General features: G+C 46.7%; 15 protein-coding genes. 10 read left to right on the forward strand and 5 right to left on the reverse strand.

From position 1 onward, the window contains the following. A complete protein-coding gene (locus tag QUA88_RS01130) occupies window positions 1-1,176 on the reverse strand; it encodes a DNA sulfur modification protein DndB (protein WP_333056128.1) in 1,176 nt (391 codons plus the stop codon). A gap of 172 nt (window positions 1,177-1,348) precedes the next feature. Between QUA88_RS01130 and dndC the strand changes: the two genes are divergently transcribed. The 8 genes from dndC (at window position 1,349) to dndE (ending at window position 7,579) form a co-directional block, all read left to right on the forward strand. After that, entirely contained in the window at window positions 1,349-3,034 is a 1,686-nt protein-coding gene (gene dndC, locus QUA88_RS01135) for a DNA phosphorothioation system sulfurtransferase DndC (protein WP_333056198.1), read from the forward strand. Window positions 3,035-3,041: 7 nt separating this feature from the next. Then, a complete protein-coding gene (locus QUA88_RS01140) occupies window positions 3,042-3,308 on the forward strand; it encodes a hypothetical protein (protein ID WP_333269788.1) in 267 nt (88 codons plus the stop codon). Between the two features lie 80 nt (window positions 3,309-3,388). Beyond that, window positions 3,389-3,535 carry a hypothetical protein gene (locus QUA88_RS01145; protein WP_333269791.1) on the forward strand — a complete coding sequence of 49 codons (147 nt, stop codon included), beginning with the start codon at window positions 3,389-3,391 and terminating at the stop codon, window positions 3,533-3,535. Between the two features lie 77 nt (window positions 3,536-3,612). Next, complete coding sequence (locus QUA88_RS01150) at window positions 3,613-3,939, forward strand: hypothetical protein (RefSeq protein WP_333056126.1); 327 nt, start codon at window positions 3,613-3,615, stop codon at window positions 3,937-3,939. A gap of 22 nt (window positions 3,940-3,961) precedes the next feature. Further along, a complete protein-coding gene (gene tnpA / locus QUA88_RS01155) occupies window positions 3,962-4,414 on the forward strand; it encodes an IS200/IS605 family transposase (RefSeq protein ID WP_333056125.1) in 453 nt (150 codons plus the stop codon). Window positions 4,415-4,603: 189 nt separating this feature from the next. After that, window positions 4,604-4,804, forward strand: coding sequence for a hypothetical protein (locus QUA88_RS01160; RefSeq protein ID WP_333269794.1), 201 nt, complete (start codon window positions 4,604-4,606; stop codon window positions 4,802-4,804). Between the two features lie 109 nt (window positions 4,805-4,913). After that, complete coding sequence (gene dndD / locus QUA88_RS01165) at window positions 4,914-6,911, forward strand: DNA sulfur modification protein DndD (protein ID WP_333269797.1); 1,998 nt, start codon at window positions 4,914-4,916, stop codon at window positions 6,909-6,911. A gap of 266 nt (window positions 6,912-7,177) precedes the next feature. Beyond that, window positions 7,178-7,579: a DNA sulfur modification protein DndE gene (gene dndE / locus QUA88_RS01170; RefSeq protein ID WP_015179042.1), complete on the forward strand. Its 402-nt coding sequence runs from the start codon at window positions 7,178-7,180 to the stop codon at window positions 7,577-7,579. Window positions 7,580-7,759: 180 nt separating this feature from the next. Here the strand turns inward: dndE and thiD are convergent, their stop codons facing one another. Continuing rightward, window positions 7,760-8,569 carry a bifunctional hydroxymethylpyrimidine kinase/phosphomethylpyrimidine kinase gene (gene thiD, locus QUA88_RS01175; protein ID WP_333056124.1) on the reverse strand — a complete coding sequence of 270 codons (810 nt, stop codon included), beginning with the start codon at window positions 8,567-8,569 and terminating at the stop codon, window positions 7,760-7,762. 152 nt (window positions 8,570-8,721) lie between these two features. Between thiD and QUA88_RS01180 the strand changes: the two genes are divergently transcribed. After that, window positions 8,722-9,501, forward strand: coding sequence for an MBL fold metallo-hydrolase (locus QUA88_RS01180; protein ID WP_333056123.1), 780 nt, complete (start codon window positions 8,722-8,724; stop codon window positions 9,499-9,501). A gap of 165 nt (window positions 9,502-9,666) precedes the next feature. Here QUA88_RS01180 and ftsZ read toward each other — a convergent pair whose 3' ends face one another. The 3 genes from ftsZ to QUA88_RS01195 form a co-directional block, all read right to left on the reverse strand. Next, window positions 9,667-10,941: a cell division protein FtsZ gene (gene ftsZ / locus QUA88_RS01185; protein WP_333056121.1), complete on the reverse strand. Its 1,275-nt coding sequence runs from the start codon at window positions 10,939-10,941 to the stop codon at window positions 9,667-9,669. Between the two features lie 472 nt (window positions 10,942-11,413). Further along, the gene (locus tag QUA88_RS01190) at window positions 11,414-12,514 is read right to left on the reverse strand and encodes a transposase (RefSeq protein WP_333243777.1); all 1,101 of its coding nucleotides are present in this window, start codon (window positions 12,512-12,514) and stop codon (window positions 11,414-11,416) included. Window positions 12,515-12,556: 42 nt separating this feature from the next. Continuing rightward, window positions 12,557-13,444: an FtsQ-type POTRA domain-containing protein gene (locus QUA88_RS01195; RefSeq protein WP_333269800.1), complete on the reverse strand. Its 888-nt coding sequence runs from the start codon at window positions 13,442-13,444 to the stop codon at window positions 12,557-12,559. Between the two features lie 337 nt (window positions 13,445-13,781). On the opposite strand from QUA88_RS01195, the gene QUA88_RS01200 reads away from it, so the two are divergent. Then, window positions 13,782-15,113, forward strand: coding sequence for a P-loop NTPase fold protein (locus QUA88_RS01200; protein ID WP_333056118.1), 1,332 nt, complete (start codon window positions 13,782-13,784; stop codon window positions 15,111-15,113). The last annotated feature ends 1 nt before the right edge of the window (window position 15,114 follow it).

Here is a 15,114-nt window from a genome sequence, read left to right on the forward strand (position 1 = left end):
TTAAATCCATTCTAGGTGGGCTTTTACTTGATTTACTGCCATTTTTACAGCATTAACACTAGCTGTTATTCTATAGTTACGAACTAGATTATTTGGACTATTGTCCGACAAAACCACATTTCCTTCCCAAAGGTGGCTTTTTCTTGACCAATCAAGTTGAGCAAGTTCTGATACTTGTTCTTGATCGAAGCAATAGCTATCAGCATCATAAGTGCAGTAGAGTAACTTTCCTAATATTTCTATTCCCACACTCCTCCCCAATAAACAACTTTCTTTAAAGTTATCAATTTCATTGACTGTCAAATCATCCGCATCTGTCTCATAAATGTATTGAGTTAGACTGCATTCTGTAAAAAATTGATTGAGGCAACTAATTATAGCTGCCGAACATTCTGATAAATCATAATCTTTGAGTTCGTTATTCGGATCGTTAGCAAAAGCGCAACTAACAGCCTTTGCTACATAATTCATTGTATATATTCGCTTTTCTTTAGATGATGGAGAACCTTTAACTTTCTCTGTCTTGCCCTTGAAAATTGGCACTTGTTCAATTAACTGTTTGCAAATACCTATTCGACCTTCCATTTCGCCAAAGGACAAGAGTAAAGATTTATCCAGCGCTTTTGTTTGCGCCATATCTCTAAAGTCTCTTTGACACTGATTAAAGTTGCCTTCTAAAACTAGCGTAATTGGGAAATCATTATTTCCAATTAACTCGCCGTTAGCACTCTCAATCAATTCGTGAATCGCTCGCTTGCGGTGCTGTCCGTCGGTAATATCTAACTTAACGCCACGAGGGATAACTACTAAACAAATTCCCCGACTTAGTTCGATAATTTGAATCTTCTCTGGATCGACATTGGCAGTGAGTGTACCCACAATCCAGGGTTGGTCTTTTCTAACGCGCTTGAGAATGTACTCCTTGACTTCCTCAGCATGGCCCTTAATCTCTGGACGGTTTTTACCAGACTCAGGCTCGTTATTGGTAGAAGGTCTTGCTTGGAGAAGAGTAGGCAAGTCATCAGCAGGCACGTTGAATTGTACCATTTTTCGCTTTCCATGCTCAAAAATTAAGCCCGGATAGCACTTCTGACGGTGGTATCTGGCGAAGTACGGCTCAAGAAATTCATCTAGTCGCTGGTTGAGTTCTGGCTGAGTCGAGCTGTCATTAGCCATAGCTTGTAAATTAATTTAAAGGTTAATATTTAATTGTAAATCATCACGGGTTATAGTAGTTAGGCAGACTATTACGTTGAAAGCTCAACGATCAAGGGCAAACAATTATGTTGCGTCACAGCGGGGAATTCACAGCACAAGTGTTGCTGCTTGGCAAGGGGAGATTGGTAAAATGACACAAGCTCAGCAGATGCCACTATTCCCACCGCGCAGCGTTAAGCAATTAGTGGATGATGTAGAAAAGTTAACTCAAGAAATTCAGGATTTGTATTGTAGCGATGAAATTCCCTGGATTTTAGGTGTATCTTTTGGAAAAGATTCGAGCGCAGTATTGCAGTTAATATGGTATGCGATCGCAGCACTTCCACTGGAAAAGCGCACAAAAACAATTCATTTAATTACAACAGATACGCTGGTTGAAAATCCGATAATTTCTACCTGGGTTCGCAATTGCATTAAACAGGTTAAGCTAGCAGCTAACCAGCAAAAAATGCCAGTTGAACCTCATCTGCTTCATCCTTCCGTTCAAGAAACATTCTGGGTATGCTTAATGGGAAAAGGCTATCCAGCACCTCGAAATGGATTTCGCTGGTGTACCGATCGCATGAAAATTCAACCTGTCAATCATTTTATTCGTGAAATGGTTAGATCTCACGGTGAAACTATTGTTGTTTTAGGTACTCGAAAGGCTGAAAGCAGCAAACGCGCTGCAACAATGAAAAGGCATGAAGCAGGTAGAGTGCGCGAGCGCTTAAGTCCTAATTCTCGTTTAATTAACTCTCTAATTTACACTCCTGTGGAAGACTGGCGGGATGATGAAGTTTGGCTTTATTTAATGCAGTATCCTAACCCTTGGGGAGGTGACAATAAAGACTTGTTTACCATGTATCGCGGTGCGACAGCAGATAACGAATGCCCTCTAGTCGTTGATACTTCTACGCCTAGCTGTGGAGATTCTCGCTTTGGCTGCTGGGTTTGTACAATGGTAGACCAAGATAAATCTATGCAGGCAATGATTTTAAACGATGAGGAAAAAGAATGGATGCAGCCTCTCCTCGATATTCGCAACGAATTAGACATAAAAGACGATCGCCCAAAAAGAGACTTCCGCCGCATCTACGGTAGAGTAGAACTGTTTGAACGCAACATGGGCGACGACACAACCTCCGTCGAACCCATCCCAGGGCCCTACACCAAATTCTGGCGAGAACACTGGCTGAGACGAGTCTTGGAAGCACAAACCCAAATCCGCAAAACCGCACCCCTAGAAATGCGCGACATCACCTTAATTACCCCAGAAGAACTTAGCGAAATCCGCCGCATTTGGCTGGAAGAAAAGCATGAATTTGACGACTCTTTGCCCCGGATTTACGAAGAAGTCACGGGCGAACCTTTTGAAGATTCCCGTCCCGCCGCCGAAAGAAAACTCCTCGGTAGCGATGAATGGACTGCGATCGAAGAGATTTGCAGCGAGGACAAAATGCACCTCGAATTGATGGCAAAACTCCTTGATACAGAACGCCAATACTACACCAAGCCCCGCCGTACAGGCATTTACGCCGATTTGGACAAATGCTTTGAAACCAGTTCGCGATCGAAGGAAGAAGCGATTGGCAACGCCCACTATCAACGCAATTTAAAAAAAGCGGTGGAAGATATTAAAGCAAATCCGACGGAAAAAATTCAGCAATTCAAAGATGCGATCGCCCAAACCAACAGTTCCGCCAAAAACGAGACGGTTGATATTGCCAAACTTAAAGAAGAACTCGAAAGCAACAGCAATCAAAGCAGACAGCTATCTTGGGCGGATATTAAATTTTCACCGCCCAATTCAGGAGAGGAAAATAGCAAAGATTAGGTCAATAATGTCGATCGGGCGATCGGGCTTTGGGGCGATCGGGCTTTGGGGCGATCGGGCTTTGGGGCGATCGGGCTTTGGGGCGATCGGGCTTTGGGGCGATCGGGCTTACCCACAAGTCCGCCGGGGATTGAAATCCCCGTCTAATAGCGAAAGTCGGTTAAAACCGACTGAAGAACCAAATCAAACGATCGCCGATTTCAGTCCTTTTGATCGCACTTTGGGGCGATCGGGCTTACCCACAAGCCCGCCGGGGATTGAAATCCCCGTCTAATAGCAAAAGTCGGTTAAAACCGACTGAAGAACCAAATCAAACGATCGCCGATTTCAGTCCTCTTTAAGAGGACTTTCGCTATGAGACAGGGATTTCAATCCCTGTCGGACTGTCGGATCGTGGGAATGGCTGATCGACCGCGATCGCACTCTCGACCCCGATTGTCCTCTGCAAGTCGATCGGGCTTACCCACAAGCCCGCCGGGGATTGAAATCCCCGTCTCATAGCAAAAGTCGGTTAAAACCGACTGAAGAACCAAATCAAACGATCGCCGATTTCAGTCCTCTTTAAGAGGACTTCAGCTATGAGACAGGGATTTCAATCCCTGTCGTACTGGGGGACTCGCACTCTCGACCCCGATCGCACTCTCGACCCCGATTGTCCTCTGCAAGATTGGGCTTACCCACAAGCCCGCCGGGGATTGAAATCCCCGTCTCATAGCAAAAGTCGGTTAAAACCGACTGAAGAACCAAATCAAACGATCGCCCATTTCAGTCCTCTTCAAGAGGACTTCAGCTATGAGACAGGGATTTCAATCCCTGTCGTACTGGGGGACTCTCGGATCGTCGGACTCGCCGATCGACCCCGATCGCACTCTCGGATTTGGTCACAAAATGATAAATTAACCTAAACAATTAGGAGGAAAAATCTTTATGGCAATGTGGCGGCTGTACTATCATTTAGTTTGGGCAACAAAAGAGCGACAGCCTCTCATATCTCCCGCAAAAGAAACCGAACTTTACTCTTATATCATCGGCAAAGCAGACACCCTCAATTGCATCCTTCATGCGATCGGCGGCACAGAAAATCACATCCACTTAATAGTTTCCATTCCTCCGACACAATCGATCGCTGAATTCGTTAAAAATATTAAAGGTAGCAGCAGCCGTTATCTCAATCAAACTTTGCAAAATCCCAATAAATTTTCATGGCAAGAAGGATACGGAGTATTTTCTTTAGGACAAAAACAACTAGACTCAGCAGTCGCTTATGTGATAAATCAAAAGGAACATCACTTGCAAAAAACCACCAATTCCCATTTAGAACAAATCACGGATCAAGACCATCCACCCACTCGGTGGCACCCGAATTCGGCAGAGAATTAATTGAAAAACATTGGCCGACTCTCAGACTCGCGGACTATGCAGCTATTCGGACTTTGGGGGCGATCGGGCTTACCCAAAGATCCTAGGAGTGATTGAAATCCCCGTCGAGAGAGCGAAAGTCGGTTAAAACCGACTAAAAACCCAGATTCAACAGTCACAAACTTCAGTCCTCTTCAGAGGACTTCAGCTATGAGACAGGGATTTCAATCCCTGTCGGACTGGGGACTCACAGATCGACCCCGATCGACCAATCGAGTCGATCGGGCTTACCCACAAGCCCGCCGGGGATTGAAATCCCCGTCGAGAGAGCGAAAGTCGGTTAAAACCGACTGTGGATGCCAAATCAAACGAGCCCGGACTTCAGTCCTCTTCAGAGGACTTCAGCTATGAGACAGGGATTTCAATCCCTGTCGTACTGGGGGACTCACAGATCGACCCCGAACTCTCGGACACGCCGATCGCACCCACCAACTTTCATCCCATCTCAACAACATCTACAATGCAATTCCTCGAACTCGTCCTCAAAAACTTCGGCCCCTATGCAGGCACCCAAACCATCAATCTCCGCCCCGAAAAAGACGGAAATCCCTGCCCAGTCATTTTATTTGGCGGCATGAATGGCGGCGGCAAAACCACCCTCATGGACGGCATTCGCCTCGCCCTCTACGGTGGCCGCGCCCAATGTTCCACCAGAGGCAATTTAAGCTACAGCGACTTTCTCAATCAATGCGTCAACCGCCACACTCCCCCATTAGAAGATACCCGCGTCGAACTAACATTTGAACAAGTCCAAGATGACAAATTAGCTCAATTTAAAATAGTTAGATACTGGAAAAAATTAGATATCAAAGACAACCTAAGCATTCTCATTTACAGCGAGATTGTCAGCGATTGGTGGTCGGACAAAGCAATTACTAACACCTGGGACGAATACATCGAAACCCTTTTGCCCGTCGGAATATCCAACCTATTTCTGTTTGACGGCGAACAAGTAAAAGAACTCGCCGAACTCGAAACACCGCCAGATTTTGTCGTCGGGGCGATTAAATCTCTTTTAGGTTTAGAATTAGCAGAACGCCTCGCCGTCGATTTAGAAATATTAGCCGGCCGCAAGCGGAAAGAAATTGCTGGCAAAAAAGACTTGGCTGCTTTAGAGAAAATCGAACAAACTTTTAAGGAAATTACCGATGAAATAGACTTAGCTAAGCAAGAACAAGCTAGCTTTAAAAACGAATTAGATAAAGCTCAAAAAAATCAGAAACAAGCATCAGACAAATTTATTTATCAAGGCGGGAAAATTGCCGCCGATCGCAGTCAGCTAGACAGCAAGCTAAATGACTACCGAAATAAGGCCGAAAAAACCCGTCAAACCATGATGGAATTGGCATCAAATACGCTACCACTAGCCCTAATTTCGCCCTTGCTAAGCGAAGCAAAAACTCAAGCCGAAACAGAAGCCAGCCAGCAGCAAGCAAAGATTGCCCAAAATCTTATCAAACAAAGAAGCGATCGCCTTCTAAACTATATCGCGGAAATCTCGTTAAATCCCCAACAGTTAGATAAAATTCAAGACTTCATCCGCCAAGAAAACCAAGAACTCGAACAGCAAGCCGGAACAGATGCCCCGCCCTGGATGAACGCCGACAACAACAGCATCCAGCAACTAGAAAATCTCCTTAGCTACCAAATCAAAGCCCAGCAAATTCTAGCCCGCGACCAAATAGAAGAAATCAAAAACATCGAATCAGAAATCGACTTCACAGACAGAGAACTCGCAGCCGCAGCTTCCCCCGAAGCCTACGAAAAACTAGAAGAAGAAGTCAGGAAAGCCCAAAAAGCAGTCGCTATCGCATCCGCCGCCTTGGAATCAGCCAACCGCCGCGTCGATGAATTAGAGAGAGAATTAGCCAAAAACCAAAAAGAACTAGAAAACTACAGCAGCGAATTCATCACCATCAGAAACAGCCAACACGTCATCGCTTCGATCGCCAAAGCCCAAGCCACCCTGAAACTCTTTAAAGAAAAACTTACCCTCAAAAAACTCAACAAACTCGAAATAGAAATTACCGACTGTTTCCGCTACCTGTTGCACAAAACTGACCTCGTGCACAGAGTTGCGATCGACACTCAAACATTTAGCCTCTCCATTTACGATCCAGAAGGCAAACCGGTACCCAAACACCGACTTTCTGCCGGGGAAAAACAATTGCTGGCGATCGCCTTTTTGTGGGGATTGGCTAGAGTATCCGGGAGACAATTGCCAGTGGCGATCGACACACCCTTGGGCCGCCTCGACTCCTCCCACAGAAACAACCTAGTGGAACGCTATTTTCCCTCAGCCAGCCACCAAGTCATCCTGCTTTCTACCGACACGGAAATTAGAAAAGTAGAATACGAAAAACTCCAAGAATTAGAGGCGATCGCCCACAGCTACCTCCTCAAATACGACTCCGCCAAACACCAAACCACCGTCGAAACTGGTTACTTCTGGGACTAAAAATTCGCGCAAAAAAATAGCCGCAACCCCCTTGACTTTGCTGGGGAGTTGCGGTAGTATATATATCATAATGGGATGGTTGCGAAAATTTTATTTTTGCCACCATCCCATTATTAAGGATAAATCCTACTAAAATAAGAATACCAAAAAAAACCGATTTAATCAAGTCGCGCCGTGTAAAAAAATGTTAATTATTTCGGGTTATCTAGAGGCTTTGCTTCCCCAACATTAACACTGTTTACAATATACCAAAAAATCTCAAACTCATGGAACCACCAGTCGATCGCATCCGCCTCTCCCAAACAGGCAAAGACCAACTATCAAAACTGAAACGATCGACAAAAATCGATCAGTGGAATATTCTATGCAGGTGGGGATTTTGCCGATCGCTCGCCGAACCCAGCATCCCATCCCCAGTACCAATTCCCAGCGACAGCAACGTCGAATTAAGCTGGGATGTCTTCGGCGGCGACATGGCTGATATCCTGATAATGGCCCTCAAGCAGCGGTGTCACCAAGACAATTTAGGCACAGAAAAAGAAACTCTAGCGAAACAGTTTCGCCTGCACTTGCACCGAGGGATTGGTTATTTGGCCGGCGATCCGAATATTAAGAAAATTGAAGACTTGGTGGCGATCGCTCTTTCGCCTGAAAAATTAAGAAATTAACTGATTTTTGACTGTTGGCGGTTCACTCATGTTATTGGTTATATCAATTCCGGTTGGATCGGAATGATTTAACCGCAGAGTACGCAGAGAACACAGAGGAAGAGAAGAGAGAGAGGAATAATTTCGATGAATCGTGGATTTGATATTATTAGCAGACTCCAACAAGTAACAAATAACTTATTACTTCTGTAACAGGGGGAAAAAATGACCTACTGGGCCTTGGCCTTCCCCAATATCCAAAGCATATTTGAGAGCAGTAGTAACATAATTCTTAGCTAATGTCACCGCTGTAAACAAATCTTTCCCCAAAGCCAAATTAGCAGCGATCGCAGCACTCAAAGTACAACCAGTCCCGTGAGTATTCCCAGTATCAACATTCTCAGTCTTCAACACATCCAAGCGCGTACCATCAAACCAAACATCAATCCCCCGCAAATCTCCCGCCATCCCGCCGCCTTTCACCAAAACAGCTTTCGCACCCAAACGATAAATCTGCTGCGCCGCCGATCGCATATCGTCTAGAGAAACAATCTGCAAACCGCTCAAAATCTGAGCCTCAAACCGGTTGGGAGTCACGACAGCAGCCATTGGGATCAAAACATCGCGCAAAAATGCGATCGCCCCGTCATCAATCAATCGATCGCCCGATCGTGAAACCATCACCGGATCGACAACCAAATTCCCTATTCGCAAAGCTTCCACCTGTGAAGCCACCGCCACCATAATTTCCCGATTCAGCAGCATCCCAGTTTTCACAGCCTGCACCCCAATATCCCCAACCACCGCCTCAATTTGAGCGGCCACAGCCTCCGCAGACAAAGCATCAACTCGCATCACCCCCAAAGTATTTTGAGCCGTCACGCAAGTCAAAGCACTTGTACCGTGCACACAGTGAAACGCAAAAGTCCGCAAATCCGCCTGAATCCCCGCCCCGCCGCCACTATCAGAACCCGCCACAGTCAAAGCCACAGGAATCTTCGATTTAATCATCTTTTTTCAACCGCCGATAAACACAGACACATCCCAATAATATCTGGGTTCCCCGTGGCACGGGCGTCCCGCCTGTGCTTCCGAAGGGCTTAAAATTCCCAAACAAAATTAGCTATGATTAAACCAATTGTAAAGAATTATTGCAAACAACCGTGAAAATCACCCGAATCGACCTCAACTCTTGGATATTCCACATCGCCGGTCAAACCATCCTCGTAGATCCCTGGCTGGTCGATCCCCTCGTATTTTACGGTCAACCCTGGCTGTTCACCGCCTACCACAACACCCCCGTCGCCTTCACTCCCAGCAGCTTACCGCCGATCGACCTCATCCTAATTTCCCAAGGATTAGACGACCACTGTCACAAACAAACACTCCAACAACTCGATCGCACAATTCCCGCGATCGCCTCACCCACCGCCGCCAAAGTCCTCAGCAGTTTAGGCTACACTAATATCACATCTTTAGCAAATTGGCAAGAGTTAAATTTTAAAGAAAAGTTACAAATTACTGCCGTACCCGGAGCCGAAATCGGGCCCGGACAAGAAGAAAACGGCTATTTGCTCAAAGATTTAAGCAGCGGCGAGACACTTTATTACGAACCGCACCTGCCGCCATTAGACAAAGTTAAACAGAAAATAGACACAGTAGACGTAGCGATCGCCCCAGTCATCGGTCAAATCTTCCCATTCCTCGGACAAGTCATCATCGGGCCTTCGGAAGCCCTCAAGCTCGCCCAAACTCTCAAACCTCGGTTTTTTCTGCCTACAGCGACGGGAGACATCCGAGCCACAGGCATTTTACCAATGTTAGTGCGATCGATCGGCAGCATCCCCGAATTTCGCGATTTACTAGCAAAATCCGGCCTCTCCACCCAACTCCTCGAACCCGAACCAGGCCAAACCCTGGAAATTTTAGATTTTAGATTTTAGATTTTAGATTTTTTAGATTTTAGATTTTAGATGCTCGATATTTTCGATTTTTTAGATGGGAGATTGGAGATTCAATATTGCCAAATCCCCAATCGCCAAATCCCCAATCGCCAAATCCCCAATCGCCAAATCCCCAATCTAAAATCTAAAATCTAAAATCTAAAATCATCTTGGCGGACGACGGTTACGCAAAAACTCAGGAATATCCAATCCCAAATCCTGCGGCGGTTTCGCTTTCGGATCGGGCGTCTGTTGAGCAGGAGTCACCGGAACAGTTGCAGCCCGCCAAGGAGCATTAACATTTTGCGTGCGCCCCGGAGGCGGAGGCGACGCAACTTCCCCCGAAAAACCAGTAGCGATCACAGTAATCTTAATTTCGCCCTGAAGCCGCTCGTCAATCACCGCTCCAAAAATAATATTGGCATTCGGATCGACAACCTCGTAAATCGTCTCAGCCGCCGCATTCACCTCGTGCAGCGTCATGTCAGTACCGCCAGTGATGTTAAACACCACACCTCTAGCGCCCTCAATAGACGAAGCTTCCAGCAGAGGCGAAGAAATAGCCTGCATCGCCGCCTCCCTAGCCCGCGACTTGCCAGAACCCACGCCAATGCCCATCAAAGCCGAACCCGCATCCGCCATTACTGCCCGCACGTCAGCAAAGTCAACATTCACCAAACCGGGAATAGTAATAATGTCAGAAATACCCTGAACCCCTTGGCGCAGGATATCGTCAGCAACTCGAAAAGCCTCTTGTACCGGCATTTGTTCCGAAATCACAGACAGCAGCTTGTCGTTAGGAATTACGATCAGCGTATCCACCCGAGTTTGCAAAGCCGCGATTCCTTCCTCAGCTTGGCTGGTGCGCCGCCGTCCCTCAAACGTAAAAGGCCGCGTTACTATGCCCACAGTTAAGGCGCCCATTTCCTTAGCGACCTCAGCCACGATCGGAGCCGCGCCCGTGCCCGTACCACCGCCCATACCGGCCGTGATAAATACCAAATCCGCATGATTCAGAGCATTAGCAACTTCATCGCGGGATTCCTCCGCAGCCTTTTGACCGATCGCCGGATTGCCCCCCGCGCCCAAACCGCGCGTCAACTTCTGTCCGACTTGCAAGCGTTTCGGAGCATTTGAGAGAACCAGAGCTTGGGAATCTGTATTCACGCACCAAAACTCGACACCAGAAACCTCGCTAGCAATCATCCGGTTAACGGCGTTGCCCCCACCACCGCCGACGCCAATTACTTTGATTTTGGCGGCACTGCTGGGCATTATGTCTTTGGGATTGACCATAGGATCGATATCAATACTATCTACATTTACATAACCAGACTTGCGTCTAAAGGGATTGGCGGAATCTGCTGCCACCGGAAAATTTTTTACTTCTTCCGAAGGGGGACTGTCTTGGTCAGACCCCTGTCTATTATTAAGCTTCATTAGAGTCGGGGATGGTAGATTAGAGCTTGTTAACTAAACGCCAATTCACAATCAACTATAGGCTAAGTTGCGCGAAAAACTAACACAGATCGATGCTTAATGTTAGCAATCTCGGATTTGGCCGACCTCGCTAGCCTAGACCTCGCTTGACGCCATCAAGGTACTTGACCGGATTAAGGCAATTGTAAGCTGCGTCAGAAGGAAAAAAAATGGATACTAGGCCCAGACGCGGGGCGCTATCCAAAAACTGTGCTGATTTCAAGCCCTATCGATCCTGATGGGCAAAAATTCTGCCTATCGATCGATACCTTCTACCTTCTGTTGACAGAGGATCAATTCTGGGCGCGAGTGGGTGCGCGAGTGGAACTCTGCTTTGTCAAACTTACCCAAACTTTGCTAAAGCCACCTTTAGCCGCAATTCGGAGTTGACTTCCTGCGCTGTTGGGTGGTCGGCCATCCCAAGATAAGCAGGCTATCCCCCAATAGCCTTGGGTTCCCAATTTAAAATATTTAAACTGGCATTGAGATCGCGATCTATTGAGGAGCCACAAGCAGGACAATCATAAGTCCGAACGCTTAGTGGCATATCTTTTTTATGCCCGCAATTCGCACAAGTCTTAGAACTGGGGAACCATCGATCTACCAGCACTAAATTAGCTCCATACATTTTGCACTTATAATTTAGCTGCCGCCTGAATTCGTAAAACCCTAAGTCGGATATTGCCCCAGCCAACTTGTGATTTGCCATTATTCCGCTTACGTTCAAGTCTTCTATATTGATTGACTTGAAAGTTTTAGCTAAATAAGTCGTTAACTTTTGAAGGAAATCTTTGCGAATGCAAGCTATTCGTGCGTGAAGTCTGCCGAGCTTGTTGTAAGTTTTGCGCTGATTGTTTGAGGCTTTTATTTGTCTTGATGCCTTGCGCTGCAACCGTGCAAGCTTGGTTTTCGCTTGCTTTAATGGCTTTGGTGCATCAAACACTTGACTGTTTGACAGGGTAGCAAAATATTTAATACCCACGTCAATCCCTACAGAGCTTTCGGGTTGTTGAATTGGTAAAAGTTCCGCATCAACACAGAAAGAGACGAACCAGCGATTTCCTTCTTGTGAAATGGTAAAAGTTTGAGAGACAAAACCGCATTCCAGTGGCTCGTGAAGTCGAAAAGTTCCCTGCGTGGGAATCTTAATGGTGTTGCCAGCAGTTAGTAAAACTTTTCCATTAGACGAATCAACCGTGAATGATTGCCCATCCCGGCGGCTGGCAAATTTCGGATGATCGGCTTTTCCCAAGCGATACCGACTGAACGCATCTTTCAAGTCAATCAAAGCGTTTTGGTAAACACGAGAAGACAACTGGTTCATCCAAGCGCATTCAGGTTGTTTCTTGACGTGGTTGGTGAGAACTTTCTTGACTTCGTTGATGACCTTTGAGTCTGAAAAATTGCCCTCACCGTACATTTGGACTCGCAAGCTCAATCCCATGTTAAATACTACACGCCGGAATCCTGCGTGTTTTGCCATCAAGGTTGCTTCCCTATTATTCAATTTGAGCGCTCGCTTGACGGCAAACATGGAACTTCCTCTCAACAATCAACTTTAGATAAGTTTAGCAAACTATTTAGCAATTAAGTCCGACTCCAAACTGCCGGGGAGTTGTGGCAAATGGACGATCGGCGAAGCAGGATTTTTTAAGTCAATGTAGGCTATGAGGCTTGAATCTATCTGTTTTGGCAATTGTCGCATTCGGTCTAAAACCTTAAGTTGCTCCGCAGTCTTGGAACTGTACGGCCCTAAGTGTACGGTACCGATTTCTGTTTTCAATATCAAGTTGTTCGGGTTTTGCCAATTAATCTCAAATACTTTCACCGTCAAGCCGCTGAGTCCTTGGTAAAACTTCGGCCAAGACGCGCGATACTGTTCCAAAGGCCCGATGACTTTTAAAGTTGGCAAAGAACGCTGAGGCGGAGGTCCCGGAATGCTGCCGGGCCCGATCGAACTATTGTGCGATCGTACAGCAGTATAACTATCCGACGGCATCCAACCTCCGCGAGCGTCCAGCCACCCCACTTTTTCCTTGTCACTGTTCGATCTCAACACCGCCGTCGGCTGCGCCACCGCCACGGGCAAGCGTTCTGCCACTTCTATAGTCAAACTCGGTGGAAACAAGTTACGAGTCACCTTCGCTTTGGCGATCGGCCCGGTGGACTCCAGCTTTTGGGCCAGGGCCTGCGGTTGAATCCCCCACAGCGACTGCGGGTAAGACAGCGGCACTAAAGACCGCACCGCCTTATCCGATAGCCACTGATTGCCCTCCACCTTCACTTGTTCCGATCGGGCAATCAACCAAGCCGGCTGAGCAATCCACCACAACAAACCTCCAGCCATTGCGCTTGCTGCCAGCATTTGCCACACCACAGCCGCCAATCGAGCGCGACGGATCTGCCGCAACTTTTGGCGCCTGCGCCCTAACTCTGTTTGAGAAACCGCTCCAAAACTAGCCATCTACCTCTTGACAATATAGTAATTAACGATTAGCACAAATTCAAAACTGTTTAATCTTTCTCTCTCGAACCCTGTTTTCCCCTACCATTTAACCAGATATCCGCAAATTTACCCATCCTCCGGGCAATATCAGTAATATCACTGATCCCGCTAAGTAATAAAAAATTATTAATTAAAAATTCCCAATTCCAGCGCCGGGAAAACCCCTTACCAGCTCAAGGTTCTTTGGGTATTTAGGGCATTACCCCACAGGGCAAAAGGTTACAAATCAAACTAAACTCAAGTAAAGAAAGTTTAGACTTTCGATTAACTTTTTAACTTTTATTCGGCTTCAATTGTGATCGCACTCGAATTAGACAGATTCTATAAAGCCTGCAACCCCAGCAAGACCCTTGTTGCGGGAGACCCAGGGGATTATCAATACTACATTGATTTTGGTTCCGTGCGTGGCGGCAAAATCATTGAATCTTTACAGCGAACCATTACCCGCATCTCCCCCAATGAGCCAACCTGTCAGCTATTTACAGGGCATATCGGGTGTGGCAAATCTACGGAATTGTTTCGACTAAAAGCTGAGTTAGAGCAAGAGGGTTTTTGCGTCGTCTACTTCGAGTCTTCCCAAGACTTAGACATGGGGGATGTAGATATCAGCGATATTTTGCTGAGCATTGCCCGCCAAGTTAGCGAAACTATGGAATCGGCTAAAATTAAACTCAGACCGAGCTATTTTACCAATCTGTTTGCAGAAGTGGCAGAATTTTTGCAGACTCCCATAGATTTGTCAGCGGAAGCCGAGTTATCTGTAGGCATTGCTAGAGTTACTGCTAAAACTAAAGACTCTCCCAAACTGCGATCGCAACTCAGGCAATATCTCGAACCCCGCACCAACAGCATCTTGCAGTCGATCAACGAAGAACTCCTCAACAAAGCTAACGCCGAACTCAAGCAGCAAGGTAAAAAAGGGCTCGCAGTCATCGTTGACAACCTCGATCGCCTCGACGCCTCCCTCAAACCCAGCGGACGCACCCAGCCAGAATATCTGTTTTTAGACCGAGGCGAACAGTTGAAAAAACTTAATTGCCATGTTGTCTACACGATTCCCCTGACTTTGATTTTTTCCAACGACTTCGGCCGCCTCGCCAGTCGATTTGGAGTCAAGCCCAAGGTGATGCCCATGGTACCAGTGCAAGTGCGATCGGGCGAAGACCACCTCGAAGGAATGGCACTGCTGCGCCAGCTAGTATTAGCCAGAGCTTTCCCCGCAGTTGCTCCCCATCAACGCATTGATTTGATTTCCCAGGTGTTTGACTCTCCCGAAACTTTAGACAGGCTTTGTCGGATTAGTGGCGGTCATGTTCGCAATCTACTGATGCTTTTGTATAGCTGTTTGCAGCACGAAGACCCTCCCTTCTCTCGCGAATGCCTCGAAAGCGTCATTCAAGAATATCGCGATGACCTTTTGGGAGCCATCAATGACATGGAATGGGAATTACTGTTTCAAGTTGTCAACCGACAAAGTGTAACAGGCGAAGAAGAGTCTCAAATTTTGTTGCGAAGTATGTTTGTCTTTGAATACCGCGATCAAGAAGGTCGTTGGTTTGGGATTAATCCAGCCCTAGCAGAAACCCGAAAATATAAGGAGTGGCTGCAGCGCAGTGAGCCAAAATAGT

The organism is Microcoleus sp. D3_18_C2, assembly GCF_036702395.1.
Classification (GTDB): domain Bacteria; phylum Cyanobacteriota; class Cyanobacteriia; order Cyanobacteriales; family Microcoleaceae; genus Microcoleus.

What these genes read in the sequence shown, in the direction of transcription:
- QUA88_RS01130 (WP_333056128.1), bottom strand. Translation starts at nt 1,176, where the DNA reads ATGGCTAATGACAGCTCGACTCAGCCAGAACTCAACCAGCGACTAGAT.
- dndC (WP_333056198.1), top strand. Translation starts at nt 1,349, where the DNA reads ATGACACAAGCTCAGCAGATGCCACTATTCCCACCGCGCAGCGTTAAG.
- QUA88_RS01140 (WP_333269788.1), top strand. Translation starts at nt 3,042, where the DNA reads ATGTCGATCGGGCGATCGGGCTTTGGGGCGATCGGGCTTTGGGGCGAT.
- QUA88_RS01145 (WP_333269791.1), top strand. Translation starts at nt 3,389, where the DNA reads ATGAGACAGGGATTTCAATCCCTGTCGGACTGTCGGATCGTGGGAATG.
- QUA88_RS01150 (WP_333056126.1), top strand. Translation starts at nt 3,613, where the DNA reads ATGAGACAGGGATTTCAATCCCTGTCGTACTGGGGGACTCGCACTCTC.
- tnpA (WP_333056125.1), top strand. Translation starts at nt 3,962, where the DNA reads ATGGCAATGTGGCGGCTGTACTATCATTTAGTTTGGGCAACAAAAGAG.
- QUA88_RS01160 (WP_333269794.1), top strand. Translation starts at nt 4,604, where the DNA reads ATGAGACAGGGATTTCAATCCCTGTCGGACTGGGGACTCACAGATCGA.
- dndD (WP_333269797.1), top strand. Translation starts at nt 4,914, where the DNA reads ATGCAATTCCTCGAACTCGTCCTCAAAAACTTCGGCCCCTATGCAGGC.
- dndE (WP_015179042.1), top strand. Translation starts at nt 7,178, where the DNA reads ATGGAACCACCAGTCGATCGCATCCGCCTCTCCCAAACAGGCAAAGAC.
- thiD (WP_333056124.1), bottom strand. Translation starts at nt 8,569, where the DNA reads ATGATTAAATCGAAGATTCCTGTGGCTTTGACTGTGGCGGGTTCTGAT.
- ftsZ (WP_333056121.1), bottom strand. Translation starts at nt 10,941, where the DNA reads ATGAAGCTTAATAATAGACAGGGGTCTGACCAAGACAGTCCCCCTTCG.
- QUA88_RS01190 (WP_333243777.1), bottom strand. Translation starts at nt 12,514, where the DNA reads ATGTTTGCCGTCAAGCGAGCGCTCAAATTGAATAATAGGGAAGCAACC.
- QUA88_RS01195 (WP_333269800.1), bottom strand. Translation starts at nt 13,444, where the DNA reads ATGGCTAGTTTTGGAGCGGTTTCTCAAACAGAGTTAGGGCGCAGGCGC.